The organism is Spirochaetota bacterium, assembly GCA_035477215.1.
Lineage (GTDB): Bacteria > Spirochaetota > UBA4802 > UBA4802 > UBA5368 > MVZN01.
In genome coordinates this window covers 43299-69356 of record DATIKU010000049.1, presented here as the reverse complement: position 1 = coordinate 69356, position 26058 = coordinate 43299, and the positions used below count along the sequence as shown (strand labels likewise).

Annotated in this window: 20 protein-coding genes; 9 read left to right on the top strand and 11 right to left on the bottom strand. The window is 57.4% G+C overall.

What is annotated here, in order from left to right; all coding sequences use genetic code 11:
- The first annotated feature begins 191 nt into the window (after positions 1-191).
- Complete coding sequence (locus tag VLM75_12020; GenBank protein ID HSV97642.1) at positions 192-905, top strand: hypothetical protein; 714 nt, start codon at positions 192-194, stop codon at positions 903-905.
- Positions 906-1030: 125 nt separating this feature from the next.
- Here the strand turns inward: VLM75_12020 and VLM75_12015 are convergent, their stop codons facing one another.
- From VLM75_12015 to VLM75_12005, 3 genes are all read right to left on the bottom strand, one after another.
- Positions 1031-2062 (bottom strand): DRTGG domain-containing protein, encoded by a 1032-nt coding sequence (locus VLM75_12015; GenBank protein ID HSV97641.1) that lies wholly within the window; start codon positions 2060-2062, stop codon positions 1031-1033.
- 149 nt (positions 2063-2211) lie between these two features.
- Positions 2212-4323, bottom strand: coding sequence for an acetate--CoA ligase family protein (locus tag VLM75_12010; GenBank protein ID HSV97640.1), 2112 nt, complete (start codon positions 4321-4323; stop codon positions 2212-2214).
- Positions 4320-6224 carry a GNAT family N-acetyltransferase gene (locus tag VLM75_12005; GenBank protein HSV97639.1) on the bottom strand — a complete coding sequence of 635 codons (1905 nt, stop codon included), beginning with the start codon at positions 6222-6224 and terminating at the stop codon, positions 4320-4322. Before VLM75_12005 ends, VLM75_12010 begins: the two co-directional genes overlap by 4 nt.
- 455 nt (positions 6225-6679) lie before the next feature.
- On the opposite strand from VLM75_12005, the gene VLM75_12000 reads away from it, so the two are divergent.
- Together VLM75_12000 and VLM75_11995 are read left to right on the top strand one after the other, a co-directional pair.
- Entirely contained in the window at positions 6680-9322 is a 2643-nt protein-coding gene (locus VLM75_12000; GenBank protein ID HSV97638.1) for an OmpA family protein, read from the top strand.
- Complete coding sequence (locus VLM75_11995) at positions 9315-10106, top strand: HAD hydrolase family protein (protein HSV97637.1); 792 nt, start codon at positions 9315-9317, stop codon at positions 10104-10106. Before VLM75_12000 ends, VLM75_11995 begins: the two co-directional genes overlap by 8 nt.
- 5 nt (positions 10107-10111) lie before the next feature.
- Here the strand turns inward: VLM75_11995 and VLM75_11990 are convergent, their stop codons facing one another.
- Positions 10112-10252, bottom strand: a complete 141-nt coding sequence (locus tag VLM75_11990) for a hypothetical protein (GenBank protein HSV97636.1) — start codon at positions 10250-10252, stop codon at positions 10112-10114.
- Between the two features lie 194 nt (positions 10253-10446).
- Positions 10447-11799 carry a sigma-54 dependent transcriptional regulator gene (locus VLM75_11985; GenBank protein HSV97635.1) on the bottom strand — a complete coding sequence of 451 codons (1353 nt, stop codon included), beginning with the start codon at positions 11797-11799 and terminating at the stop codon, positions 10447-10449.
- 243 nt (positions 11800-12042) lie between these two features.
- On the opposite strand from VLM75_11985, the gene VLM75_11980 reads away from it, so the two are divergent.
- The 5 genes from VLM75_11980 (at position 12043) to VLM75_11960 (ending at position 19680) form a co-directional block, all read left to right on the top strand.
- On the top strand, positions 12043-13161 hold the full coding sequence (locus tag VLM75_11980; protein ID HSV97634.1) for a metallophosphoesterase: 1119 nt from the start codon (positions 12043-12045) through the stop codon (positions 13159-13161).
- Positions 13152-15305 carry an AAA family ATPase gene (locus tag VLM75_11975; protein HSV97633.1) on the top strand — a complete coding sequence of 718 codons (2154 nt, stop codon included), beginning with the start codon at positions 13152-13154 and terminating at the stop codon, positions 15303-15305. The genes VLM75_11980 and VLM75_11975 overlap by 10 nt, the downstream gene beginning before the upstream one ends.
- A gap of 3 nt (positions 15306-15308) precedes the next feature.
- Positions 15309-16310: a tetratricopeptide repeat protein gene (locus VLM75_11970; protein HSV97632.1), complete on the top strand. Its 1002-nt coding sequence runs from the start codon at positions 15309-15311 to the stop codon at positions 16308-16310.
- A gap of 207 nt (positions 16311-16517) precedes the next feature.
- Entirely contained in the window at positions 16518-19163 is a 2646-nt protein-coding gene (locus tag VLM75_11965; GenBank protein HSV97631.1) for a valine--tRNA ligase, read from the top strand.
- Between the two features lie 100 nt (positions 19164-19263).
- Complete coding sequence (locus VLM75_11960) at positions 19264-19680, top strand: DUF1178 family protein (protein ID HSV97630.1); 417 nt, start codon at positions 19264-19266, stop codon at positions 19678-19680.
- A gap of 15 nt (positions 19681-19695) precedes the next feature.
- On the opposite strand, the gene VLM75_11955 is transcribed toward VLM75_11960, so the two are convergent.
- From VLM75_11955 to VLM75_11930, 6 genes are all read right to left on the bottom strand, one after another.
- The gene (locus VLM75_11955) at positions 19696-20184 is read right to left on the bottom strand and encodes a hypothetical protein (protein ID HSV97629.1); all 489 of its coding nucleotides are present in this window, start codon (positions 20182-20184) and stop codon (positions 19696-19698) included.
- A gap of 182 nt (positions 20185-20366) precedes the next feature.
- The gene (locus tag VLM75_11950) at positions 20367-21353 is read right to left on the bottom strand and encodes a FecR family protein (GenBank protein HSV97628.1); all 987 of its coding nucleotides are present in this window, start codon (positions 21351-21353) and stop codon (positions 20367-20369) included.
- Positions 21354-21544: 191 nt separating this feature from the next.
- Positions 21545-22828, bottom strand: a complete 1284-nt coding sequence (gene glyA / locus VLM75_11945) for a serine hydroxymethyltransferase (GenBank protein ID HSV97627.1) — start codon at positions 22826-22828, stop codon at positions 21545-21547.
- A gap of 360 nt (positions 22829-23188) precedes the next feature.
- Positions 23189-24223 (bottom strand): ABC transporter permease, encoded by a 1035-nt coding sequence (locus tag VLM75_11940; protein HSV97626.1) that lies wholly within the window; start codon positions 24221-24223, stop codon positions 23189-23191.
- Between the two features lie 12 nt (positions 24224-24235).
- On the bottom strand, positions 24236-25135 hold the full coding sequence (locus tag VLM75_11935; protein HSV97625.1) for an ABC transporter ATP-binding protein: 900 nt from the start codon (positions 25133-25135) through the stop codon (positions 24236-24238).
- On the bottom strand, positions 25125-25559 hold the full coding sequence (locus VLM75_11930; GenBank protein ID HSV97624.1) for a cyclic nucleotide-binding domain-containing protein: 435 nt from the start codon (positions 25557-25559) through the stop codon (positions 25125-25127). The genes VLM75_11935 and VLM75_11930 overlap by 11 nt, the downstream gene beginning before the upstream one ends.
- Positions 25560-25630: 71 nt before the next feature.
- Between VLM75_11930 and VLM75_11925 the strand changes: the two genes are divergently transcribed.
- Positions 25631-25954: a hypothetical protein gene (locus VLM75_11925; GenBank protein HSV97623.1), complete on the top strand. Its 324-nt coding sequence runs from the start codon at positions 25631-25633 to the stop codon at positions 25952-25954.
- The last annotated feature ends 104 nt before the right edge of the window (positions 25955-26058 follow it).

Here is a 26058-nt window from a genome sequence, read left to right as displayed (position 1 = left end):
CGTCCGGGCCCTTACCTGATCAACGAGTGCCGCGGAGACCTGCGCCGCGGCACTCGTTTTTTTTATTGGTGGACGACAAGAAAAGCACATGCCATTATCGGGCAGCATGGAAAGAGTACGAATCCGCAATCCGCAGACGAAACACGACGCCAGGAAAGGCATGCCAAACGCGAGAACGGAGAACGCAGTCAATGGCATATATTGAAGGTAAAATGATGGCCGAAAACGCCGACGCCGGCGCGAAACGGCTTGCGATACTCTCCCTTTCCGGCGCGCTGGTGGTGCTGCTCGTCTTCCTGTTCTCGACAACCAGGTGGACCGTCTTTTCAACCATCACGCTCGCGGTCGTTTTGTGCCTCATTATCGCCTACATGTATTTCAGGATGGATCCGTACGCGTGGAAGCGAATCTTCGACAGGCCGGGCTATGAACGCCTGCGTGAGCTCGACCGGCGCGTGATTGAATCGCTCCGGCGTCTCGACGACTCATGCCTGGTGCTGGTCAACACCACGGTCGAGTTGTTCCACATAGAGTACCTGGTGGTTTCTCGGAAGGGAGTATACCTGCTGTCGAAAATAGAAGGGACGGGAATGACGGGGTGCGAAAACGGAATTCCCCGCGTTGGAGAGCATTCCCTGGAAAAGGAGGTGGCACTGCTCTGGCGCACCTGCCACTTCCTGGGCATCCTAATGAAAAAAACATACCAGGTTGATGTATTGCCGCACCCGGTACTGGTTTCGTCCGACACCGGAGCCTTCATCATGGACAACTGCGCGGAAATCACCATAACATCCTGCGAGAGCATTCCATCGGTCATCACGCGTGCTTCCGGGCCGCCGCTTCCGGAGGGAGCGGCCGAAAACTTCGCGTATTTCATAAAGACCAGATATATGTCCGCCGGATGAAATGCCGCCGGGCGTGATGGAGGGTGAAAGCGCCCGGGCATGAGGAGAAAGTGATACGGAAACCGGGAGAACCGCGGCAGACATACCCCGGAAACACGCCGCTGCGCGCCCCCGGGTGTAATTGATCAGATTTCCTTTAACTTCACGTTCTTCTTTACAAGCTCTGCAAGCAAATTGATGTTGGCGGTATTGTCCCTGGTAAGCAGCGGCTCCATGGCATCTATCTGCCGCGCCACCTGGTAGGTGTCGGATGGCACCAGAAGCAGCGGTATGTTCAACTCGGACGCTTTTGAGATAATGCTCGAAGGCGGCAGGATATTATTGGTAAGCAGTATACCGATGGTGCTCTTGTCGAGCGCGGCCAGCACCATATCGCTGCGGTCACCGCTGGTAACGACAAGGCGGTTTTCCTTGTTGAAGAGCGGACTGCGAATCGCTTCATTCGTTGACATGGCGCCCACGAAAATTGTCTTTACGACATTGTTCAACCCGCCCTCTCCCGCAATCACCTTCGCGAACAGGCACTCCGAAAGATAGCCGACGGTGAAGTTCTTTAAATCAGGCTGCATCGGAACGATGCCGAGCACCTTGACGCCGGTCTTCGCGATGGCGGGCAGATAGGTCGCGCTGAAGTCCTCGAGATCGTGTACCTTGTTGATGATGGCCCCGCCGAATTCAACCTTACCGAGGCCGACATAATTCTTTATGAACATGATGTCGTCGACGATCGAATCGTCGTTCCCGCTCACCACCACGATCAGCTTCCCGCCGATGTTCTGCGCGAGCGACACCGCATCCAGGTGCACTGAAACCCCGTACGAGAGGTCTTTCCCGCCTTCCACGAAAAGAAGGTCCTTGTTCTTACCGGTGTTGGCGACGAGCTCCTTTACCTTTTCCCCGATGCGCACTTCGTCGTACATGTAGCGCAGCTTGGAATGCTCGAAGCCGATGGTGATATCCTCCGGGTTCTCGTGGAGGCCGAGCACCTGCGTAACAAGGGCGGCGTCGTAGTCCCACAACCTCTTTTTACGGTACAGCAGCCGGTCACCGAAAGGTTTGATGTAACCGCAGGTCTTGCCCATGGCCTTCGCCAGGCCCACTATAATGCTGGTCTTGCCGGCGCTCTCCCTTGACGATGAAATCACTATCTTGTCCATAGACCACCCCTTCTCTGCACGTTAAATTCAAAATAATTTCCACAATTCAATATTATCATCGAAATATACCATGTCAAGCTATTACACCTCCCGCCGGCAATACACGCGACCGGCCGCGACGCCTTGTCTTCACCGGTCTTCAAGTAGTCTTACTTCGTAATCAGAATTCGCACATCGACCGCCTTGACTCCACTGCCCTTCTCGTAAACGACGATCGGATTGATCTCGATATCGGATATCCTCGGAACCTTCCGGATGATCGTCGCCGCCTTGATGACGGAGTCGACCACAACGTCAATGTCCTTCTGGTCTTCGCCGCGCGCGCCGAGCAGCAGCGCGTACGACCTTGTCTCCGCTATCATCTTGAGGGCCTCGTTCCTGTTGAGGGCCGCCGAGCGGAAGGCGACGTCCTTCATCACTTCGACATAGATGCCGCCCATGCCGGCCATGACGATTGGGCCCATCTGCGGATCCTTACGGGCGCCGATGATGATCTCGGTTCCCTTTTTCACCATCTCGCAGACCTCGATGCCGTCGATCACCGCGTCGGACTTGTAGGCCCTGCAGTTGCGCATGATCGCTTCATAGGCGTCGACTACCTCGTCCTTGTTCTCGATATTGAGCGCCACGCCGCCCGCGTCGCTCTTGTGGAGGATGTCGCGGGAAACGACCTTCATGACGACGGGGTAACCGGTCTTCTCGGCGCACCTTACCGCGTCATCGATCGATTTCGCGATCGCCGCGCCGGGGATCATGATGCCCGCCGCCGTCATGACGTTCTGGCCCTCGTTGGCGAGGAGGAAGGTGCGTCCGTCGGCGAGCGCCTTGTCGATCACCTTTTCGATGGCGGCAAGGTCGATGCCGGACTCGCTGACCGAGTTGTCGCGGGATTTGTTGTGGCCGTAGTGCCGGTACAAGGCGCCCATGCACGAGATGGCGTCATACGGGTCGGCGTATACGGGCACGTTTTCCTTGTTAAGGGTAACTATGGCGTTCTCTACGGCCGATCCGCCGACGATTGCGTACACAACCGGCGTGCCGGTTTCCATGTGCTTTTTGTAGGTGTTACGGATCATCGGCGCCAGGTTCTCGGAGTCGAATGTCGCCGTCTCGCAGTAGAGCGCCATGGTGGCGTCCATTTTATCGCTTACGGCCGGAGCGGAAAGCGCGAGGTCGTACGCGGCCGAGTTCGCGCCGCCGGTTATGTCGATCGGGTTTTTGAGAGAACCAAATTCCGGAGTTGCGCAGGCGAATACATCTTTCAGGACGGCCTGGTCGTCATAGAGCTCGACGCCGTACTTCTCACACGCGTCGGTCGCCATAACGCCGATACCGCCGCCGTTGGTGACGATGACGCCGCGGTTTCCCCTGGGTTCCGGGGCGCTGGAAAGGAACTTGCACCAGTTGAAGGCCTCCTGCAGGCTTTCAGCGCGGAGCGCGCCGCACTGTTTGAGGATGGCGTCGGTTATCTCATCGGCGCCGGCGAGCGAACCGGTGTGCGAGGCGGCGGCCGCGGCCCCCCTCTTCGAACGGCCCGATTTGAGGACGATAACCGGCTTCACCCGGGTCGCCGCGCCGAGGGCCTCGATAAAGCGCTCACCGCCCTTGATGCCCTCAACGTACATTAAAATTACCTTGGTCAGCTCGCTCTTGACGACATATTCGAGGCAATCGGCCTCGTCGATGTCGGCCTTGTTGCCGGTCGAAACGATTGCGGAAAGGCCGATGTTGTTGACGGCGGTCTTGCCGATCATGGCAATGCCGAGGGCGCCGGACTGGGTAAGAATGGCCACGTGCCCGCAGGCGATTTCGGTGGCGGAGAAGGTCGAGTTGAAATTGGAGATCGCCGAGAAAACACCGAAGATATTGGGACCCAGAATGCGGGAGCCCTTCGATTTCGCGTAATCGACAATCTTGTGCTCGAGCTCGACTTCGCCCACTTCCGAAAAGCCCGAGGTGATGATCTGAATGTGTTTTACACCCTTGTCGGCGCATTCCTTCACGGCTTCGAAGGCGAGTTTCGCCGGGACTATAATCGACGCGACATCCACGTCTCCGGGGATGTCTTTGACGCTGTTAAACACCTGCTCGCCAAGGATCTCTCCGCCCTGCGGATTGATGGGATATATCTTTCCTTTGAACCCGCCCTGTTTGAGGTTGCGGATAACGCTGAAACCGATTTTCCCAGGCTTGGACGAGGCGCCTATGACGGCGATCGATCCGGGCTCGAACAACAGATTTATGTTTGATTCTTCCTTCATAGCGTCTCCCCTCTGAATTGCATCTTTAACTCATATACTCCCTCGCTACTTCTCTTTTCTATAATGAAGCCCATCTTTTCGAAAAGATGGAGCATGGGCCTGTTCTCCACCAGCACCTCCGCGGTGAATCCCAAAAGGCCCTCTTTTCTTGCAAGGTACGTTACAAAAGATAAAAGCTCCGTGCCAACGCCCTTGTTCTGAAAGTCATCGCTTATAACCACGGCGACCTCGGCGGTGTGGGCGAATTCCTGCTTACCGTACTGCGCGATCCCGACAACGCGATCTTTCTGGATCTGCTCGACCACGGCCAGGATCACCATCTCCCGCGTGTAGTCGATTATCACGAATTCCTGCAGCCGCTCATGGTGCATGTCCTTGCGCGTGGAGATGAAACGCCGGTAAATGCTCCTGTCCGAAAGTGAATAGAAAAAATCCTTGAGCAGCGGCTCGTCGCTGATTCGCACGGGCCGAAGCAGAAGCTTCAGACCAGCCCTGGTGGTCCGGTATACCTCCAGCGTTTCGGGATATTCACCCTTTTTGCCGGGGATGAACGCCTGGTCTTTGTAGATGAGACCCGCCTTTTTGGCCTCTACGATCAGCCACGGTCTGAACTTGGGGTGGGCGATGGCGATAAGGTCCATGGCACGCTCGCGGATGTTCTTTCCGTGCAGGTAGGCTATGCCGTATTCGGTAACCACGTAGTGCACGTCTCCCCGGCCCAGGGTGACGCCCGCACCCTCTCCGAGGAACGGCACTATCCTCGACAACTCGCCGTCGTTCGAACTGGACCGCATCGTGAGGATGGTCTTGCCCCCGGGAGCGAGCGCCGCGCCGCGCATAAAATCGGCCTGCCCGCCGATGCCGCTGTAGAACATTCTGCCGATGGACTCTGCCGTCGCCTGCCCGGTCAGATCGATCTGCAGGGACGCATTGATCGCCGTCATGTTTTTGATGCCGGCGATCGTCATGGGATTGTTGGTGTATTCAATGGAGCGGAACTCAACGCCCGGATTGTCGTGTAGGAATTTGTAGGTGTCGGCATGCCCCATGCAGAAGGATGCCACCGTCTTGCCGCGGTCGATGCTCTTGTTTGAATTGTCGACGGCGCCGCATTTAATAAGCTCGACGATCCCGTCGGACAGAAGCTCCGTGTGCACGCCGAGGTGTTTCTTGTTCTTCAGATTGGAGAGCACCGCGTTGGGGGTGCCGCCGTAGCCGACCTGGATCGTATCGCCATCTTGAACGATCCTCGCGACGTGCCCGCCTATGCGGTCGGCGATGTCGTCGGGGACCTTCGAGGTGAACTCCAGGAGAGGCTCGTCGTACGGGATGACATAATCGATGTCGTCGATATGGAGAAAGCCGTCGCCATGAACCCGCGGCATGGAAGAGTTCACCTGTGCGATGACGAGGTGCGCGTTTTCGACCGCCGCTTTTACGATGTCGACGCTGATTCCAAGGCTAAGGTAGCCGTGATCGTCGGGGAGCGAAGTCTGTATCAGCGCCACGTCGATCTCAACCAGTTTGCGGTTGATGAGATCCGGAACCTCCGAAAGGAAAATGGGCGTATAATCCGCGAGGCCGGTGTTCACGGCGTCACGCGTATTATCTCCCACGAAAAAGGAATTATGCCTGAAGTTGGCCTTGAATTTTACGTCCGCGTAAGGGGCGACTCCCATGGTCCAGACGTGAATCACTTCCGCGTCGAAAAACGCCTTTGGATACGACGCCGCGTAGTTGACGAGGGCATTGACCAGATGCTGCGGTTCGCCGCAGCCGGTCCCTATAAAAATACGGTCCCCGCGGTTGATGCGACTGAAAACCTTCTCCTCGTGAAGAAATTTTTCGGGGAAAAGCCTTTTGATTTCATCAAGCCTTGTTTTTTTGCCTTCCTGGCTCATCCCCGTGTCTCTCCCGCAAACAGGTCCTCACCCGGCACCACCGTTCATCATATCACTGTTTGACAAATCACCGATATTTGTACTCATTTTTGCCCGACAAAACCGATCCGACCATGATGTTTTGATACCGCACCAATAGCCTGATGTATAGTAGAAAGTGCGAAAAAAATAAGTCAAATTATTTACTATAATTTATTTATATTTTTATTAAATTTTGAAGGCTTTTTGTTTTTATATCAAAAACATTCTGTATTATGGTTTTTTTGGCATGCCGATTCCGCCCCAATGTGTCGATCGCCCGCGCTAAATCCATCCAACCGATCGGCGGTGGCGAAAGGCAAAGAGCCAAATGACTATATGTACGCGGCAATCCGCGGAAAAACGCCACATGCCGATAAAACCGCTGGACGAACCGGCGCTTGGCCTCGTATTATTGCAAATATCAAATGATGAAGATGCCACGAATACTCGCTACATCCCTGACGATCATCCTTCTGCTGTGGAAAACCACGGGGGCTGACGGGCGCGACGGCAGGCACATATTGCTGCCCGGCGGCTCGGCAGCGTCACTCGGGCGCGGCGGGACCGGTGTTTCGGACGCCGGCGTTAACTCGTTCTTCCTGAACCCCGCGTCGATAGCGCCGCTGGAGCGTTTCGAAATGCTCCTGGGGCATGGAAGCATCGGCGGGGACTACAACAACACCGGGCTCGCCGCGGCCTACCCCTCATCCTACGGCACCTTCGGAATGTCGTTTAACTCGATCTCCACGACGTCACGACCGGGGACCCTGCGCACGGCGCGCTTCCTGTCGATCGGCGGTGCGAAGGAATTTACCGACCGTCTCTCGGTTGGGGCCGCCCTCGACATGCTCCACGGGACCACACCGGACGGCTCCGGTCATTTCATTGGCGCCGGCCTCGGAGCCAGGTATGCGACAGGATTCTCGCACGCCCTCGGCGGAGGGCTCGGCATTTTCCATCCCTCACTTGGCGTCGCTGGCAGGGCGGGCGTCCCTTTCGGCGGCAAAAAAAAATCCTCCGACCTCGGCATGGCCTCCGCGGGGTACGGTTTAACCTTCTATCGTGGGGCGCGCCATAGCATCGCATTTCTGAACGAGATCGCCGCGATTAAAGAGGCCGGCGGCTACCCGGTAAAATTCGGGTTGGAATCGTGGCTTTATGACAGTTACGCGCTACGGGCGGGCTGCACGGTGCCCGGCGCATACGGACATAACGCGATAAGCCTCGGTGCGGGATGGCGGCTCTCCCGCAGCGAATTCGACGCCCGGCTCGACTACTCCCTCGGCTATCACCGAAGCGAAGGACTTTCGCATTTCCTGGGACTCACCATGAATTACGGCGCGCTCGACCGCGAACCCCCTTTCATCACGATCGCGCCCGCCGAGACGCACATCTCCCCGAACTACGACGGAAGGCAGGACTACGTCATCTTCACGACAACCGTCCGCGACGCCAGCCGGATCAGGGGATGGCGTCTGCAGATATTGAACCCTGATGGCGGCGTTGTCCGCGAGTACCGGCTTTCCGACCGCGATATGGAAGAAAGACTGACGCCGAACACCTTTATCAAAAAGATAGTGCAGAAGAAGGAATCCACCGTAGTGCCGCAATCGGTGCTGTGGGACGGCACCGACGCCAGAGGGCGGGTGGTGGGCGACGGCCGCTATCGGTATTCGTTTATCGTATGGGACGAGCGCGACAACATCTCCTCGGCGCGCACCGGTGTCGCCCATGTCGACACGACGGCCCCCTCCGTCGAACTTAAAAGCGACGACCTCCTGTTCTCGCCCAATGACGACCGCAATAAAGACACCCTTGCCATAGCGCAGAATATCGTGACCGAACCGGATGACGTATGGACCGCGGAATTCAGGAGCGCGGCGGGGAACACGATAAAACAGTACCGCTGGACCGGCATGGAAGTTCCCCGGAAAATAATATGGAACGGCACCACCGATGACGGCGCGGAGGCCCCGGAAGGGCTTTATTCATACGTAATAGAATGCATTGATAAAGCCGGTAATATCGCCAGAGGATCGATCGACGAGATCACCCTCACCCGTCGCTACGAGACGGCCGACGCTACCGCCTCCCTGCGCATTTTCTCGCCCGCCATTCATCGGGAGCTCGCCTTCCTCCTGCTGCTTTCGTCCATCTCGGGCCTGGAAGAATGGAAACTTACCATTGAAAACGCCGACCGCAAGATGGTACGGGGATTTTCGGGCACCACCGCGCTCGAGCGGGTCGTGAAATGGAACGGCGCCGACACCGCGGGAAAGACGCTCCCTGACGGACGGTATTATTATACCCTCGCCACGCGATTCAACAGCGGCAATGCCCCTTCGTCGTTCACGAAGGAAATAATTTTCGACGGCACCCCTCCTGAACTTTCGATGCGTTTCTCGCCCTCGCTCTTTTCTCCCGATGGCGACGGGACGAACGACATTCTTACACTGTACCCGTCGGCATCGGATGGTTTCGGAATAGCTCGCTGGTCAATTTTGATTTATTCGAACGCCGGGGACCTGTTCAAATCGTTCAGCGGGCAGACCGATCCGGCCCCGGAGATAAAATGGGACGGCCTGAGCGCAACCGGAGAGGTTGTCGAATCGGCCGCGGATTATTTTATCGAGATGGAAGCGGTGGATATCGCCGGGAACCACGCGAGAAGCAGGAGGCTGCGGCTCCCGATCGACGTACTGGTGATGGTAACCGAGCGGGGCCTCAGGATACGAATCAGTAATATCGAGTTCGCGTTCGACAGCGCCGGGCTCACCGCCAGGGCCTTCCCCATACTCGGCCGGGTGGCCGACATCCTCAACCGATATCGTACCTACAGCATTCGAATAGAAGGCCACACGGACGATATCGGCGAAGAGGAGTACAACCTGCGGCTCTCCGAGGAGCGGGCCAAGGCGGTTATGGACCATCTGATAACAAGGGGCATCGCCCGCGAGCGGTTGAGCTTCAGGGGCATGGGGGAAACCGCCGCCTTTCTGCCCAACACCAACGCCGAAAATCGGCGGCGGAACCGGCGCGTGGAGTTTATCCTGATACGGGACGAGGCCCATGAGTAAATCCGCCTTTCATATCGTGTTCACCGATCTGGACGGCACCCTTCTCGATCACAACGACTACGGTTACGAACGATCACTGCCGGGCATCCGGTTATTAAAAGAAATCGGAGTACCGCTCATACTGGTTTCGAGCAAAACCGCGGCCGAAATTGAAATCCTGCACCACGAACTCGGTCTCGACTGGCCTTTTGTCTGCGAGAACGGCGGCGGGATTGTTTTCCCGGGAAAGCCCGGCGGACCCTCGCGCCTGGAAGCGCATGGCATGAGAGTGAACGACCTGGCCGCGCGCGTACATCTGCTTGCAGGGGCGACGGGCAAAAGCGTGCGGCTTTTCTCCGACATGAGCATCGACGAGATAGCCGAACGGACGAAGCTCGGCCTCGACGCCGCCGCCCTTGCCCGCGAGCGCTCCTTCACCATCCCGTTTGTAACGACTGATGGGTCCGCGGTCGATCTGCACGCGGCAAACCTGCTCCTGGCGAAGGACGGCCTCGGCATTACCCGTGGCGGGAGGTTTTATCATTTCGGCGCCGCCGGGGTCGATAAAGGCCGCGCGGTGCGGAGGATACGCGAAACATTCCGGTCGACGGCGGGAGAAGCGGACATCGTGACGACCGGGATTGGCGACAGCGAAAACGACCTGCCGATGCTCCATGCCGTAAACCGCCCGGTGCTGGTAAGGAAGCCGGATGGAGGCGTAGTCGGCACGGAAATAGACGCGATGATAACCGGGGGAACAGGGCCCGAAGGTTTCACCGAGGCGGTGATGCTCCTTTTCGCGTAACGATCCTACTCCGCGACCTCCATCTTCTCCTCAACGTATTTTTCGAACTCCTCTCGCGTCATCTTTCCCTCATACAGAGGCCACAGGACCTCTTTGAGCTCTTCGACGCTCTGAAATTTCGCTCCGTCGATTTTATACCTCGCCATAGATCGCAACCCCGCTCTCCAAATTATAATAGCCGCCGCAAGGCCCGGGCGGACAATCCCCCGGCGGTGCGATAAAATCCGAATATCAGTCAAAAACCAGTATAGCGCGGATTCGCGGTCCGTTCATCGAAAAATTCTGACTTCGCGCCGGATTCACGGAGACCGAAGCCGGATTACTCCGGTTTTATGCGGCCCTATTCGATATTGTATTTTTTCATCTTCTCGTAGAGTACGCTGCGGCTGATGCCGAGGAGTCGTGCGGCCTTGGCCTTGTTGTTCCGGGCAAGGCCGATAACGCGCTCTATATGCTCCTTTTCAAAGAAACCGACCGCTCGCGATAGGTCGGGCTCGAACGAAGCCGGTATGGACGCCCCCTCCTTGCATTCCGGCAGGATGTGCAGGATTGTGCTTGCCTCGATCCTGTTTTGGCTCTCAAGAACCAGGGCATATTCAATGAGGTGCTCGAGCTCGCGGACGTTGCCGCTCCATTTGCGCCGCTTGAGAATCTCGAGCGCCTCATCCGCGATAAAATCGATCCTCTTTCCAAGATCGCGCGAATACTTTCGTATAAAATGCTCCACCAGGCGGGGGATGTCGTCCACGCGGTCGCGAAGGGGCGGTACGACGAGCTCTATACCCGAAAGGCGGTAGAACAGGTCCTCGCGAAACGTGCCGTTTTCTATCTCCTTGCGCAGGTTTACGTTCGTCGCGCTGAGGATGCGGACATTGATCTTGATCACCTTGCTCGAGCCGACAGGCTTGATCTCGCGCTCCTGCAAAAAGCGCAATAGCTTGCTCTGGGTCTGCCAGGTGAGATTTCCGATCTCGTCGAGGAAGACCGTGCCGCCGTTCGCCTCCTCGAAGAGGCCCTTCTTCGTCCTGTCGGCGCCCGTAAAGGCTCCGCGAACGTGCCCGAAAAGCTCCGACTCGATGATCGTCTCGCTCAGGGCGCTGCAGTCAACGGGCAGAAACAGCTTCTCCCTCCTTTCGCTCTCCTCGTGGATCGCCCGCGCGACGAGTTCCTTGCCCGTTCCGCTTTCCCCGAACAGTATCACCGGCGCGTTCGATTTCGCCACCTGTTTCATCGTGGCCCTGAGCTTCTTCATGGCGGGCCCCTCGCCTACTATCGCGACCCCTCCCCTGGCCGAGCGGTCGCGCTTCAGCCGCTCTATCTCTTTTTTAAGGCGATAGTGTTCGAGGTTCTGTTCGACCTTTACCCTGAATTCCTGGGGCTGAAACGGTTTAATCACGAAATCGCTGGCGCCTTTTTTAATCGCCGTGACCGCCTCGTCGACGCCACCGACGCCGGTTATAATGACGATGGGAATGTCGGGGTAGAGCATCCGTATCTCCGACACCAGTTCGAAGCCGTCCATGCCGGGCATCGCGAGGTCGGAAACCACCAGATCGAACGAATCCGAGTGAAAGGCATCGATCGCGGACATACCATCGGCGCATTTGACGATGGTATGTCCGCTCGACTCCAGGATGTCCTCAATATATTTAAGAATCGAGGGATTATCATCGACAATTAATATGTTACCCATACCGATTGTGGTTTCACCGGGAATATTTTCGCGACGACGGCCGACGCACCAACCGGCACAACCCCGGCGGCGGGGAAGACTTCACCGAAAGTTCGAGATACGCGACAGGGCCGATGTCCGATTGAAATCACGCATATGATAAAAAATAAGTATGGACATTTCAATAAATTCTTTATATGGAGTAAAGAAAAAACACGGGATGCGCTCGGGCGAATCCGGCGTACAGTCCGGTAACGGTTGATTATGAGGATACTCCTGACATCCGACCTCCACCTTGGAATCGACGAACGCTCCGCAGCGGCCCCTGGCCCTGCAAGGATGAACACGTTCCGTAAAATCTGCGCGCTTGCGGCCGATCACGATCTTATCTTGATCGCCGGGGATCTCTTCCACGACTCGGGCAACGCGGCGGCAATGGACGCCGTCATGAGCGCAGCCTCGCAGGAGCTTGCTGCGTTGTGCGAGCGGGGAACGGCCGTTCTGTTTTCGCCGGGCGAGTGTGACCGCTCGCTGTTAGAGTCCCCGGGGGGCATTCCACGGGACGGCTTTACGCACATTTTTTCAGATGATAGCGACGCCTGTTATTCGATAACGCGCAGCGGCGAGACCGTCACGGTTTACGGCCTTCCGGCGGGAGCAAAGCAGGGGCCCGGAAGCCTGAGGAGAAATGACGCCGACGGCTTCCACATGGCTTTGCTACATGCCGATTTCTGCACCCAGGATCCCGCTTCGAGTGCGGGGATTACCAGTTTGCGCAAGGACGATATACGAGCCCTCAATCTCGATTTCTATGCACTGGGGCATAATCACAACTTCAGAATATTCAAGTCCCGGAACAGGGTAATCGGCGCGTATCCCGGAAGCCCCGAAGCGGTCGAGGCGGGCGAAACCGGAGAGCGCTACGTTCTTTCAATAACGATCGAAAACGGCGAAATAGTCCAGGTCAAACGCCTCGCAGTCAACACCACCACCGTAGAACGGCTTTCCATTCCCTGCGAGGGGGTCAGATCCTCGCGCGATATAGCGGACATTGTTGAAAAAAAAGCGGCGCCACGGACCGCGCTTACCGTCGTTCTGACGGGAGAACGGGGCTTCCCGCTCGATATCAACGCCGTACTGGAACGCGGGCGCGGCTTTGAACGGCTTGATGTTATCGACGAGTCCTCACCCACACTTTCCCTCCTCGCCCACGAATACATCGACGAAAATTCCCTGAGAGGGGCGTTTTTCGGGCGCCTGAGGGAAATGATCGAGGGTAACGAGCTACCCGAGGATATCGACCGCCGCCTGCTCGCCGCCATGATTTTCAGGATGACGGCGTCACCGGGCTCCTGGAACGCGGAGGACTGGCATTGCGTATAAAACGATGTGTCGCCTCCCGCCCGGGGCTCTTCAACAACCGCACCCTCGAATTCAACGAGGGCCTTACGATCGTATACGGGCGAAACGGGTCCGGCAAGAGCGTACTTGCGCGCGCCATAATCGAGCTCGTCTGGGGGAGCGCTTACCCGATAACCCTGTTAAAGAAGGGGACATGGGAGAACTTCTATCTCGAAGTTCACCTGGCCACGTCGTTCGATTATTCCTTCATACGCAACAGCGACAAGCTCCTCTCCATACTGGGCGGCAATGGGAAGCCCGAAGCCGAGCTGTTCCGGGGCGATCCCGCCACGCCTCCGGAGTCCATGCGAAACCTGCTTATCGACCGGCTCGCCTCCACGGTTAACGATCCCGTCCTGCGCGGCATGTACGCCTCGCTCAACGCCGACGCGTTCAGCGCCGTTTCGTTCATTGCGTCTCCCACCGACGCGTCGGAATCGCCGCCCCTCGCCTACGACATTGTACGGTATATGCTCCTTCAAGATGCCTCCGGCTTCTTCGGTCTTTACCGAAGGGCCTACGGCGGCGCGGCGGGACGAAGGGCGGGGGACCGGCTTCTCGATGAATTCCTCCATGCCGAAGCCGATCTCAAGGAGATCGAGAAAAAAACACGCATCATCGATATCCAGCAGTCGCGGGGAGATAAGATTCTACGCGAACGCAGGCAGGTGGAAAACGAGATCGCCCGTATCGACAACCGTATCACGGCGCTCAGTGTGGAGCGTATAATCGCGGGCAAACTCACAATGATAGTTGATAACCTCCGATCGGTCGAGAAACGGATCGACGATATCGGCGCCGAATTGCTGGACTCGGATAATCTTATTAAAACGATAGCCTCCCGCGAGGCATCCATCGAAAGCAGGTTTCCCCAGTTCAGGGACTTCACCGACCAGAAAAAACAGAACCTCAAACGCCTCCAGGAAACCTACCGCGAGATCCGGGACATCCACGTAGCGCTTGACAATTATACCTCGACGCGAAAGGCCCGCTTTCAAAAGGCCGCGGGAATCCTCGCGCTTACCGGCTTCGGCGGAATTGCGCTTATTTACTTCCTTGTGAACGGGGGCCTGCTCGCGCTCCCGATCAGGATCAGGATGTACCTGGTTACCGGCCTGCTGGGACTGCTTGTACTCATGGCGGCCGTACTATACCTGCCCCTCTTCATACCCCGAAGACCGCGCGAGCTGGCGACCCTTCTCGCGTCAAAGAATGTGATAGAAGCAAGACTTCGGGAGATATTAAAAGAGAATAAGATAGAATTGGTCGACTACAAGCTCGAAGCGGTGTACGGCTTTCTGCTCCAGTACTTCGAGGAATACGGGGAATATGCCGACGGCCTCCTGGAGCTTTTCAAGCTTCGCGAAGGGCTTAAAAGCCCCGACTATCTGAGAGCCCTGCAGGATGAGCGGCGGGAGTTGTCGCGTTCCGCCGACACGCAAAGGGAAGAGGTGCTGGCCGACCTGTCGAGGCTCGCGCGTTACGGCTCGCGGGAGATCGACGAGGTTCGTATTCGTTCCATCATGGAGGATATCGACAGAGAAATCGCCATCCTCGACAGCCAGCGGCAGGCCGAGGGAAAAATACTCGCGCAGTTGGCCTGCGAGGTCGACACCGCCGGGAATTATGAAGACGAACTCAGGCAATTGAGAGAAACACGCGCGACGGCCGAGGAACGATACGGGCGGCTTACGGCCCGTAAAAAAACAATGGATATGATCGGCGCCATATTCGAAGAGGTCATCGATCGAAGAGAAGCCAGCCAGATCACGAGGCTTGCCCGCTCGGCCAGGGGGAAGTTCGATGCCATTACCGAGAACCGGCATATAACCGAGATCGACGACGACGCGATAATCCGCTTTATCAGAGCGGGTGGCCGGATCGACGACCTCAATCCGGCGCTCGCGCACCTGTTACTGCTTGCCGTAAAAATTGCATTGTCCGATTTTATCCTTGAGTCGGGAAGCGCGCCTCCGCTGATCGTCGACGACCCCTTTATCTTCATGGACGACCGGAGGGGCGAAAACCTCAAACGGCTGCTCGCCGAGGCGGCGCGGGAGCGGCAGATAATCGTATTCACCCAGCACGGATCGCTTGCCGACCGTTCTGCGGAAAAAGAGCTATAATCGATGGATCGCGACGGACAACTCACATTTTCCGACGACCCGCTCCTGGTCGGCGTCAATGCCGCGCACCAACTCATCGAGGAAGGGGATTTTACCGGCGCGGTCAAAAAGTTCGACGAACTGCTTTCGGTAAACCCGGAATACCCCGGGCTGATGGAAGGCTACCGTACGGCGAAATTCTGGAACAACCGCCAGCGCGAGATTACGCGGCTCGATCGCGGCAAGCAGACGGCCGATTTTCTGATGACGCAGTGGGAGATATTCAAGGCTTACGCGCAGGAAAAAAATTTACAAAACTTCAGCGTCTACAAGTCGGCGATGCGCTACATATTCTTCACCGCATCCGAGAACTACAAGCTGGCCTTCCAGAGCCAGGAGAGCACCGCCGATAATTTCGAACTGCTGCTCAACCTGGGCCTCTGCTTTTTAACCCTCGGCGAATACCGCCAGACCGTGGAGACGCTTGAATACGCGCGCAGCTCATACCGCTCCAACGCGCGCCTGCTTTCGCTTCTCGCCGAGGCATATTATCACACGAACGAGATTCCGAAGTCCCTGCTGCTTTTCCGCGAGGCTTTCTCGATAAATCCCGCCGAGATTGAGATGGGTCTTCTGAAAGCCAAGCCCATACAGGAAACCCTGGTCGCCATTGCGGAGAAAAAGCCGTCAGCGACCGACGCGCGCGAGTGGGTCCCGGTTATCGGCTTCATCGAGGACATCTTTTTCGTAAAGCGCCAGCTGAACATGCAGCAGGTCGAGGGAATCCGCCGGGAGATTTACAGCCTCGAAAAGAGCTACCAGACACTGGGCAGGGAGCGTATCGAGAACTCGAACATCGCCCCCCGGCTCATCAACAAGTATCTATGGATGCTCGACTATTTCGAGTTCCAGCAGTACAATTTCGAGAGCCTGAGCGAAATCCGTTCACGCCTCATGCAGATCGACAGTGACCTCTTCGAGAATTTTTTCAAAAAGAACCGCAAGGAACCGAAAGCTCCCCGCTAAAAATATATTGACACTCCGTCTCGGTCCATAGAAATAATCCCTTGTGCCGAGATCGTCGGAAAGCGCCCTGTTTCAATGATTAAAGCGATTTCCCCGCGCATTCCAGGCCTGCGCTTTCCGGGACCGGTTATACGGGGATAATCGCGCGGGCGGAAAAATCCGGGTTCTCCGGGAATTCGCGCACTATTACGCATACAGGACCGAGCCATGGAACTCCCGTCATCGTATAATCCCAAGGAAGTTGAAGACAGATGGTACCGCGCCTGGGAGGAGGAAGGACACTTCCACGCCCGCGAAGACGACGGCCAGGAGCCGTATTCCATCGTCATACCGCCGCCCAATGTAACGGGCAGCCTGCACATGGGTCATGCGCTCAACAACACGCTTCAGGATATACTCTCCCGATGGCAGCGAATGAGGGGCAAATCCGTGCTGTGGATGCCGGGGATGGACCACGCCGGCATTGCTACGCAAAACGTCGTCGAACGCCTGCTCCAAGAGGAAGGTAAAACTAAAAACGACCTCGGGCGCGAGGACTTCGTCGAGCGCGTATGGGACTGGAAGGAACACTACGGCGGGCGGATCAAGGGACAGCTCAAGCGCCTGGGCTGCTCGCTCGACTGGCCACGCGAGCGCTTTACGCTCGACGAGGGCCTTTCGCGCGCGGTACGCAAGGTCTTCGTCAGCCTGTACGAGGAGGGTCTCATTTACCGCGGCTATCGCATCATCAACTGGTGCCCGCGATGCGAGACCGCGCTTTCGGACATCGAGACCGAATACAGGGATCTCGAGGGGAAGCTTTATCATATCAAATACCCCATCGACGGCGGCGACGGCTTCATCGTCGTGGCAACCACACGGCCCGAGACCATGCTTGGCGATACCGGCGTCGCGGTAAACCCCGACGACGAGCGGTACACCGACCTTGTCGGAAAGCAGGTTGTCCTGCCGCTCATGAACAGAAAGATCCCGGTATTCGCCGACAGCTACGTCGACAAGAGCTTCGGCACGGGCCTGGTCAAGGTCACGCCCGGGCACGACCCCAACGACTTCGAGATGGGCAAACGCCACGGGCTGGAAGAGATCAACATCCTCGACCCGCGCGGCAACATCAACGAAAACGGCGGCGCCTATCGGGGGCTCCCCCGTTTCCAGGCGCGCGAGAAAGTGATCGCGGACCTCGAGGCGCGGGGGCTCCTCGAGAAGATCGAGGACCACGACCATTCGGTCGGCCACTGCTATCGCTGCAATACCGTCATCGAGCCCTATCTTTCTAAACAATGGTTCGTTAAAATAAAGCCGCTCGCCGACGAAGGAATACTCGCGGTGAAAGACGGACGAATCCGGTTCGTCCCTGCAAACTGGGAAAAGACCTACTTCGAATGGATGTACAACGTGCGCGACTGGTGCATATCGCGCCAGCTCTGGTGGGGACACCGCATACCGGCCTTCTACTGCGAATCGTGTGAACATGTTACCGTCGGGATGGACGATCCGATCTCGTGCGAAAAGTGCGGCTCGACCTCCATCAGGCAGGACGAGGACGTGCTCGACACGTGGTTCTCGTCGGCGCTGTGGCCCTTCTCCACGCTTGGCTGGCCCGAGTCCACTGCGGCGCTCGAAAAGTACTATCCTACCAGCGTCCTGGTCACCGGTTTCGACATCATCTTCTTCTGGGTCGCGCGGATGATCATGATGGGCCTTAAATTCATGAACGACGTGCCCTTCCGCGACGTGTACATCCACGCCCTGGTGCGCGATGAACACGGACACAAAATGAGCAAATCACGCGGCAACGTCATCGATCCGCTCATCATCATGGACAAATACGGCACCGACGCGTTCCGTTTCACCCTCGCCATATTCGCGGCGCAGGGACGCGACGTCATCCTCTCCGAAAAACGTATTGAAGGCTACAGCGCCTTCTGTAATAAAATCTGGAACGCCACGCGATTTATCCTCATGAACCTCGGCGATGGCTTCATTCCCCGGAAGATCGGGACCGAAGATCTGGAACGCTTCGACCGCTGGATACTTCACCGCCTCAACCAGGCCATAAACGACGTCGGGAGGGCGCTCGGGGAATACCGCTTCAACGAGGCCGCCCAGGCGATCTATGAATTCTGGTGGCACGAGTTCTGCGACTGGTACCTGGAGCTCACCAAGCCCCGCGTCTACGCGACCGGCGAAGAGGGCCGCCCGTCCTCCGATGCGGCCAAACAGGTGCTGTACCATGTCCTTAAAACATGCATGATACTAATGCATCCCTTCATGCCCTTTATCACCGAGGAGATCTGGGAGCGCATCAAAAGCGGCGGCGACGGACGTCTCATCGTGGCGCAGTGGCCCGAGCCCGAGAGCGGTTTCTCGTTCCCCCGCGAAGCCGGGGAGACCGAGCTCTTCAAGGAGATCGTCTACAAGATACGAAACATCCGCGGCGAGATGAACATCCCGCCCGACAAAAAAGCGGACGTCATCGTCAAGACCTCCGACCCGATGCTCGGCAGACTGGTCGAAACAGAAGCGGTACACATACGGACGAACGCGAAGGTCGAGGCGATCTCGGTTGATGGCGCCTATATCCCCGCCAAGACCGACGCTTCGGCCGTGTTCGCCGGCGGCGAGCTCTTCGTTCCGCTGAAGGGACTGATCGATATGGACAGGGAGCGTGCGCGCCTCGGGAAGGAGATCGAGCGGATACAGGGCGATCTTGCCAAAACCGAGGCCAAGCTCGGAAACGAATCCTTCACCTCGCGGGCCCCCGGCAAGGTCATCGAGAAAGAGGGGGCCAAGCGGGACGAGCTTGCCGCGATGCTGGCAATGCTCAAAAAGAATCTCGCCAAGCTCTCATGACGCCGCGCGGGACGACAGAACCGGTTATTGAAAGTTGCCGTGCGCGTCGTCCCGTAGTATTATTGTACAAGGCCTGAATATAATCACCGGGGTGTTTTCGATGATCTCATTTGACCTTGAGTGCGGCAACGAACATCGCTTTGAGGGAATTTTCAGAGATTACGAGTCTTTCACAGACCAGATGGCCCGGGGAATGGTGACCTGCCCGTTCTGTGAAAGCGGCGACATCAAGCGGCTCTTCAGCGGCTGTTCCATACAGGCGCGCCCTACGGCCGCCACGGTCATCGACCGGAAGGCGCCCAATCTCTTCGAGGTTTTGCGACTTGTGGAAAAACACGTTAAAGAGAATTTCGACAACGTAGGGAACGACTTTGCCGAAACGGCGCGCGCCATTTATTACGGAGTCGAGGAAGGGCGGAACATCTACGGTCAATCCACAAGGGAAGAGATCAACGAGCTCCTCAAGGAAGGAATCGACGTGGTTCCGCTGCCCTCGGCCGGCAACATCGAAAACTGAATCCCACCGACCGCCTCACCTCTCGTCAAAAAAGTAAGTGACCAGCGACGCCCCCATGTACACCACCGGAACGACAATATTGAGATAGTACCCGAAGCGCAGCGTATGCGGATCGGCCTTCGTGAGCTCCCCGGCAAGCGGGAGATACACCACCCAGGCAAGGTAATAGCCGTTGAGCATAAGCCGGGCGAGAAACTTGACCGGCCCCTCGAAAAAGACCGAGACCAGCATGCCGGCGACGATCGCAATGAGATACACCGCCAGAGGGTTGTTGATATAAAACCACGTCTCAAAGATGTAATACTGCGCCACGGACAGTATGATCGCGAAAAAAGCGGGGACGCTGTTGAGAATGATCACCTTTTCCGCAATGCCTGCGTCGCGAAACCGCCCCAGCGCCAGTTCGACGTACCGGTACAGCCGATCGACCGCATACAGCAGGAGGTCCCTGAGCTTCTGTAAAATATAAACGACCAGGTCCATTATTTCGGCAAGTATCTTCATCGCAAATCCTCCGGCGGACGGCACCTCATCATCCACCCGCCGCGCAAGCGGCTAACGAATAATTTTACCCCGTCAGGGGACGAACCTCGCATGAGTTACGTACCACCATGCGCCCCGATACAACAATGGCGGCACGGTGTCCCATGCCGCCACGCGTATCGCCCCACTGAACGACCGAACCGCTATTGCGTTTTAAACTGGTCCTTATCGATCTTCATCTTCTCGATGGTCGGTTTCATGGCCTCTTTCTGGCGGATGGCTTCGTCCTTCGACGCGTCCTTGTCTACGTTCTTGGCGTCCGCCATCTGGTCCTTCGCGAGGCCCTTCGCCGCTTCGCCGAGGCTCTTCGTCTCGTCCTTGATGTTTCCAATCATCTCCTGGTCGCGGCGCTTCTGGTCCTCGACCAGCGCCTTGTCGCCCTCGCGCTGTTTTTCCAGCATATCCTTGTTCACCTGGCGCTGGTCCTCAACCGCCTTGCGGATCTCCTCGCGCTGCTCGCGCATCTTGTTCCAAATCTCCTCGCGCATGGCCTTGATCTCGAGGAGAATGGCGAGCGCCCGCATGCGATCCTCCGAAAGCTGTTTCTTCACCATGTCCTGGCCGGAGAGCACGTCGACCTCTTCCTTGTCGTTGACCACTATGGGCTCCCTGCCCGCGAGCGAGTTGTTCAGCACTTCAACGCTTCCTTCGAGCACGGCGACATTTGCCTTGCCCTCTTCCTCGCTGATGAGGAAGTCCGTGCCGCGCACGCCCGCCGTGGTGGTCTGGCTTTTCACCGTGTACTTGTCGTCCTTCGCGAGCTTCTTGCCCACCTTCGAGAAGAACTGCCCCTTTTCCACGTAAAAGGCCGACTCTTCGCCGTTGGTGCCGACGTTCGTCACCAGCGTCTGCACTTCGACGACCGTGTCGCCGAGCACCTTGACGGCGTTTTCGCCGAAATAGATGTCGGCGAAGGATTTCTTGCCGACGGTCTTTATCTTCATACCCTGCTTGACTTCGCTGCCAACAGCGGCTTTCGCCTCTTTGCCGTCTTTCCCGATGAGGAACACCTCGCCTCCGATAAAATTCACGAGCCCGGTGCGCTCAACGGTGACATCCTTGTCTTTCTTGCAGCCGTATGCCGCAAACATAACAGCAACGACGGCGAGCAGTGTAAGCATGCGTCTCATAAGATCCTCCCGTATGATTTAAATGGACTTGTTGCGAGTCCACAAGCTGCCGGGGCGCCCCCCGACGAAGACACGGCGACACCCCGTATTACCCGGCTGTGCAACAAGTTAAATGGTGATGTACAGTATTCGTACGATACCCATAATAAACGCCCGAAACGGGCCATCGTCAAGCATTTATTGCCGATTCGTCACCGCGCCTCGCGAAAGGGAAGGCGCAGGAAATCCGCCGGAAACGATTTGCAGAGCTCGGCGACACCGGCTTTAACGCGCACGAGAACGGTATCGTCGGCCATGTTGTCGATGATGTCGCAGATGAGCGCACCGACGCGCCTGAATTCATCCTCCCCGAGGCCGCGCGTGGTGAGCGCCGGGCTTCCAAGACGGATGCCGCTGGTCACCATGGGCGACTTGTCGTCGAAGGGCACGCCGTTTTTGTTGCAGGTGATGCCCGCCGAGTCCAGATGGCTGGCGACATCGCGGCCGGTAAGGTTTTTATTTCTTAAATCCACCAGCATCAGGTGATTGTCCGTGCCGTCAGAAACCAGTTTGAGGCCCCGCGAGAGGAGCGTTTCGGCGAGCGCGTTCGCGTTTTTGATGACCTGTTTCGAGTACGCGCCGAAAGAGGGCTCCAGCGCCTCGCCGAAAGCGACGGCCTTTGCGGCGATGGTGTTCATAAGCGGCCCGCCCTGGATGCCGGGGAAGATGTACTTGTTCATGACGGCCTCCTGGTCCTTCTTCGCCAGGATGACCCCGCCGCGCGGACCCCGAAGCGTCTTGTGCGTGGTCATCGTCACATAATCGGCGATGCCGACCGGGGAGGGATGGTCGCCGGTCGCCACGAGCCCCGCGATATGCGCGATATCCGCCACGAGAAGCGCGCCGATGGAGTCGGCGATCTCCCTGAATCTGGCGAAGTCGATTATGCGCGAATAGGCGGAGGCGCCGGTGATGATGACCTTCGGCCGGAATTCCTTCGCGGTCGACGCCGCGGCGTCATAGTCGATGCGGCCGGTGTCCTGTTTCACCCCGTACGAGACCACCCGATAATACAGGCCCGAAAAGTTCACCGGCGAGCCGTGTGAGAGGTGTCCGCCGTGCGCGAGGTTCATCCCCATGAAGGTATCGCCGGGCGAAAGCACCGACATCAGCACCGCCATGTTCGCCTGCGTGCCGCTGTGCGGCTGGACGTTGGCGACATCGGCCTCGAAAAGCTTTTTGATGCGCTCGATCGCAAGGACCTCGACCTCGTCAACGAACGCGCAGCCGTTATAATAACGCTTTCCGGGATAACCCTCGGCGTACTTGTTGGTCATCACGCAGGCCGAGGCCTCGAGGACCGCCTGGGAGGTGTAATTCTCCGAGGCGATGAGGATGAGCGAATCCTCCTGCCGCCCGTTCTCGCGGCGGATAATCGCGGCCACCTCGGGATCGTTTTGGGCAAGATATCTGTATCGGGAAGATGTTGCTGCCATTGCTAACCTCGCACAGCATCGATATTGCGGATGGTCGGTCCGGGGAGAGCCTCCGCGCGCACAGCTTCATCGGAGGTTCCCCGTCGTGTCAACAGAAAATATTTACAAACGGGCCTTTTCATGGCGCCGGCCACAACACAGGCGGGCCGGCCGGCATTTGCCTCGACGGAGTGTTTGAAATGGTATATACGTCAACCGGTTTCGGGGAGTCCTCCCCGGCTCTTATGATCAAATCACGACACGCCAAGGAGTGCCATGACTGCCGGGGGGCTTGTTTTTCTCGGACTGTGCATCATCATCGTCGCGTTCATCGGGCTCATGCGCGCGACCGCCGGGGTGGAGTGGGAGGACCGTCTGTAATCACTCCTTTCGCCATGAGAAGAGGAGCGATCCGGCAAAGAGAAAGAGCGCGGACATGGCCGCCATCGCCAGAAGCTGCGGACCGATATCGACGAGCCCGGCGCCGTCGTTCATGACGCGCCGAGCGGCGTCGATCATGGGCGTGAGCGGGAACACCTTGGCGAGCTTCTGCACCCAGGGGCGCGCGCCTTCCAGTGAGAACCATACCTCGGAAAGGAACATCATCGGCCAGCTGAGTAAATTCAACACGCCCCCGGCAAACTCCTCGCTCGAGCTCCGCGAGGCCACCAGGAGCCCCAGCGCCACCATGCTGAACCCTCCGACGGCAAAGACCAGGAAGAGCGTGGCGTACGATCCCATGCAACTGAAGCCGTACAGAACGGCGCAGCCCGCGTAGACCACCGCCGTGGTGACGAGAATGAGGAACATGCGCGAGAGCACCTGCGCGGTCAGGAACTCGTGAGGACGCACCGGGGTAACGCTCAGGCGTTTGAGCGCGCCGTTTTTACGGTATCGCACCACCGTGTATCCCACCCCGAAGAGCGCGCTGAACATGATGTTCATTCCGAGAATACCGGGGAAGAGCCATTCCACATAGGGGATCTCCCGTCCCGCCACGCTCTGCCGCTCGAAACCGCCGGGCGGTCCCGCTGTCGCCGAGGCAAGCAGGCGCTCGGTCACATACCCCCTCGGAGAGGTCGAGCTCATCCAGTACCGCTTTGAGGATGGCCGTACCAGAAGGTCGATACGGTGATGTCTGAGTTTCCCCAGTCCTTCGTCAACGGATGTAAATTCCACGAACTCGACGTGCCTGGTTTTTTTAAATTCGACGAATTGCGGCGGGAGGTGTTTCGCGGTGGCATCTGTTTCGTAAACGACACCGACCTTGTAGAGCGCCTGGCTGTTGCCGCCGAAGAGAAAGCTGTACCCTATTATGATGAGAAAGGGGAAAAGCAGGTTCCACCCCAGGGCCGATCTATCGCGGTAGAACTCCTTGTTACGCGCGACAAACAGAATCCGGATCCGCTTCCACATGGGCCCCCCTTTTTAGCTTCGAAGCTGCGAACCGGTGATTTTTAAAAACAGGTCCTCGAGGTTTTGCGAACGAACACTCATCCCCGAAAGATCGACCCCCTGCCCCACAAGCGAGTGGATGCAGCCGTTCAGCGAATCGGTCTGTATCTCAATCCCGTTCTCGACCTCGAACCACCTGCACGAAACGCCCTCGAGCTTTCCCGCATCGAGCTTACCGGGCAAAAAAATCGACGCACCCCGGCAGTGGATGGCGAGGAGTTCCTCGGGCGCCCCCAGGGCGATAACCCTGCCATGGTCCATGATCGCTATCGTGTCGCAGAGGATCTGCGCCTCCTCCATGTAGTGCGTGGTGAGGATGACGGTCTTGTTTTCGGACTTTATCTTCGCGACGATATCCCACAGGTGGCGCCGCGCCTGGGGATCGAGGCCGGTGGTCGGTTCGTCGAGAAAAACAAGATCAGGATCGTTCGCCAGGGCCATGGCGAGGAGGAGGCGCTGCCGCTGTCCGCCCGATATCTTGCGGTTGTCGCGACCGAGAATTTCGCCCAGACGGCATATCTCTATGAGATACTCCAGGTCCGCTTTTTTGTCGTACAGGTTGCGGAAAACCTGGAGCGTCTCCCTGACGCTGAGGTACTGCGGGAGCTCGGTGTTCTGGAACTGTATCCCGACCTCTCCGCGAAAGCCGGCCGTCCGGGACGCGCCCTTGTAGAGCACCTCGCCCGCGGTGGGCCTTAAAATCCCCTCGATCACCTCGATCGTGGTGGTCTTCCCCGCGCCATTGGGCCCCAACAGGCCGAAACAGCTCCCCCGCTCTATCGCGAAGCTTACGTTATCGACGGCGCGCACCTCGGGAAAATCCTTGATCAGCGCGCGGACTTCGATCACCGGGCACGGAAGATCAGCCCCCATGGCTTCGCTCCTCAAGGCGCTTTCGAAGCCGCTCGGACACGACCATGAGCGTGTTTTTATAAAGTTTCGCCTGCGCTTCCACGGGAAGTATCGCGATCTTTTTTTCGTCTATCGCCAGAAGCACCACATCGCCGTTCGCTTTCGTGGTCGCCGAGCGTTTCTCACCGGAAAGCGCACCCATCTCGCCGAAACACTCACCCGAGCGGACGACGTCGATTATGCGACCGTCCTTTTTAACCCTGACCGAGCCGGACACGATGATGAAGAGCTCGGTCCCGCTCGAATCCTCGCGAAAAATGACCTCGCCGTCCTTGTGCGATTTGCTGGTGCATTGCTTCAGAAAATCCATCATCTCCTCCTCGCTAAAGGCGTGGAAGAAGCGGCTGTTGGCGGTCAGCACCCTGATTATCTTTTCTATTTCCATTTTCTTGTTGCGCTATGCTGATCCATCCGGCCATGATATGCAAGGATTTTTCAAAAAGAGGGGTAAGCCAGATGGCACCGATCGACCACATGAAGGTGGTGGCCTGCGTCACCAGGGCGTTCAACGGAGAACAGGACATCGAGATCAAAGCATCCCATAAGAAAGTCAATATCTACGATGTGACCGTACCGACGGGCGGCAAAGCAGTCTCATACGAGCTCCAGGTGAACGGCCGGGACATCGAGATGACGATCGCAAGAAAGCACTTTAAATTGGTCAAATTCGACCGCTGGCTATCGAGGCTCGAGTTCGAGCTTGAACAGGCGTTTCTGGCTAACATACGGCTCGAAGTAAAAGATTCGAGCCCGGACTATACCATCTCCATCTTCAACTGAAGTCGCCGCTTTTACCCGCCACCGGCACAACAATTTTTTTGACATCCTCTTCCGCGCTCGGTATTATTTCTTATCGGGGCCGCTTTTGCCGGATGGAAACGGTC

Bases quoted from the DNA above. Each gene is read 5' to 3' on its own strand.
- VLM75_12020 (HSV97642.1), top strand. From the start codon at position 192: ATGGCATATATTGAAGGTAAAATGATGGCCGAAAACGCCGACGCCGGC.
- VLM75_12015 (HSV97641.1), bottom strand. From the start codon at position 2,062: ATGGACAAGATAGTGATTTCATCGTCAAGGGAGAGCGCCGGCAAGACC.
- VLM75_12010 (HSV97640.1), bottom strand. From the start codon at position 4,323: ATGAAGGAAGAATCAAACATAAATCTGTTGTTCGAGCCCGGATCGATC.
- VLM75_12005 (HSV97639.1), bottom strand. From the start codon at position 6,224: ATGAGCCAGGAAGGCAAAAAAACAAGGCTTGATGAAATCAAAAGGCTT.
- VLM75_12000 (HSV97638.1), top strand. From the start codon at position 6,680: ATGCCACGAATACTCGCTACATCCCTGACGATCATCCTTCTGCTGTGG.
- VLM75_11995 (HSV97637.1), top strand. From the start codon at position 9,315: ATGAGTAAATCCGCCTTTCATATCGTGTTCACCGATCTGGACGGCACC.
- VLM75_11990 (HSV97636.1), bottom strand. From the start codon at position 10,252: ATGGCGAGGTATAAAATCGACGGAGCGAAATTTCAGAGCGTCGAAGAG.
- VLM75_11985 (HSV97635.1), bottom strand. From the start codon at position 11,799: ATGGGTAACATATTAATTGTCGATGATAATCCCTCGATTCTTAAATAT.
- VLM75_11980 (HSV97634.1), top strand. From the start codon at position 12,043: ATGAGGATACTCCTGACATCCGACCTCCACCTTGGAATCGACGAACGC.
- VLM75_11970 (HSV97632.1), top strand. From the start codon at position 15,309: ATGGATCGCGACGGACAACTCACATTTTCCGACGACCCGCTCCTGGTC.
- VLM75_11965 (HSV97631.1), top strand. From the start codon at position 16,518: ATGGAACTCCCGTCATCGTATAATCCCAAGGAAGTTGAAGACAGATGG.
- VLM75_11960 (HSV97630.1), top strand. From the start codon at position 19,264: ATGATCTCATTTGACCTTGAGTGCGGCAACGAACATCGCTTTGAGGGA.
- VLM75_11955 (HSV97629.1), bottom strand. From the start codon at position 20,184: ATGAAGATACTTGCCGAAATAATGGACCTGGTCGTTTATATTTTACAG.
- VLM75_11950 (HSV97628.1), bottom strand. From the start codon at position 21,353: ATGAGACGCATGCTTACACTGCTCGCCGTCGTTGCTGTTATGTTTGCG.
- glyA (HSV97627.1), bottom strand. From the start codon at position 22,828: ATGGCAGCAACATCTTCCCGATACAGATATCTTGCCCAAAACGATCCC.
- VLM75_11940 (HSV97626.1), bottom strand. From the start codon at position 24,223: ATGTGGAAGCGGATCCGGATTCTGTTTGTCGCGCGTAACAAGGAGTTC.
- VLM75_11935 (HSV97625.1), bottom strand. From the start codon at position 25,135: ATGGGGGCTGATCTTCCGTGCCCGGTGATCGAAGTCCGCGCGCTGATC.
- VLM75_11930 (HSV97624.1), bottom strand. From the start codon at position 25,559: ATGGAAATAGAAAAGATAATCAGGGTGCTGACCGCCAACAGCCGCTTC.
- VLM75_11925 (HSV97623.1), top strand. From the start codon at position 25,631: ATGGCACCGATCGACCACATGAAGGTGGTGGCCTGCGTCACCAGGGCG.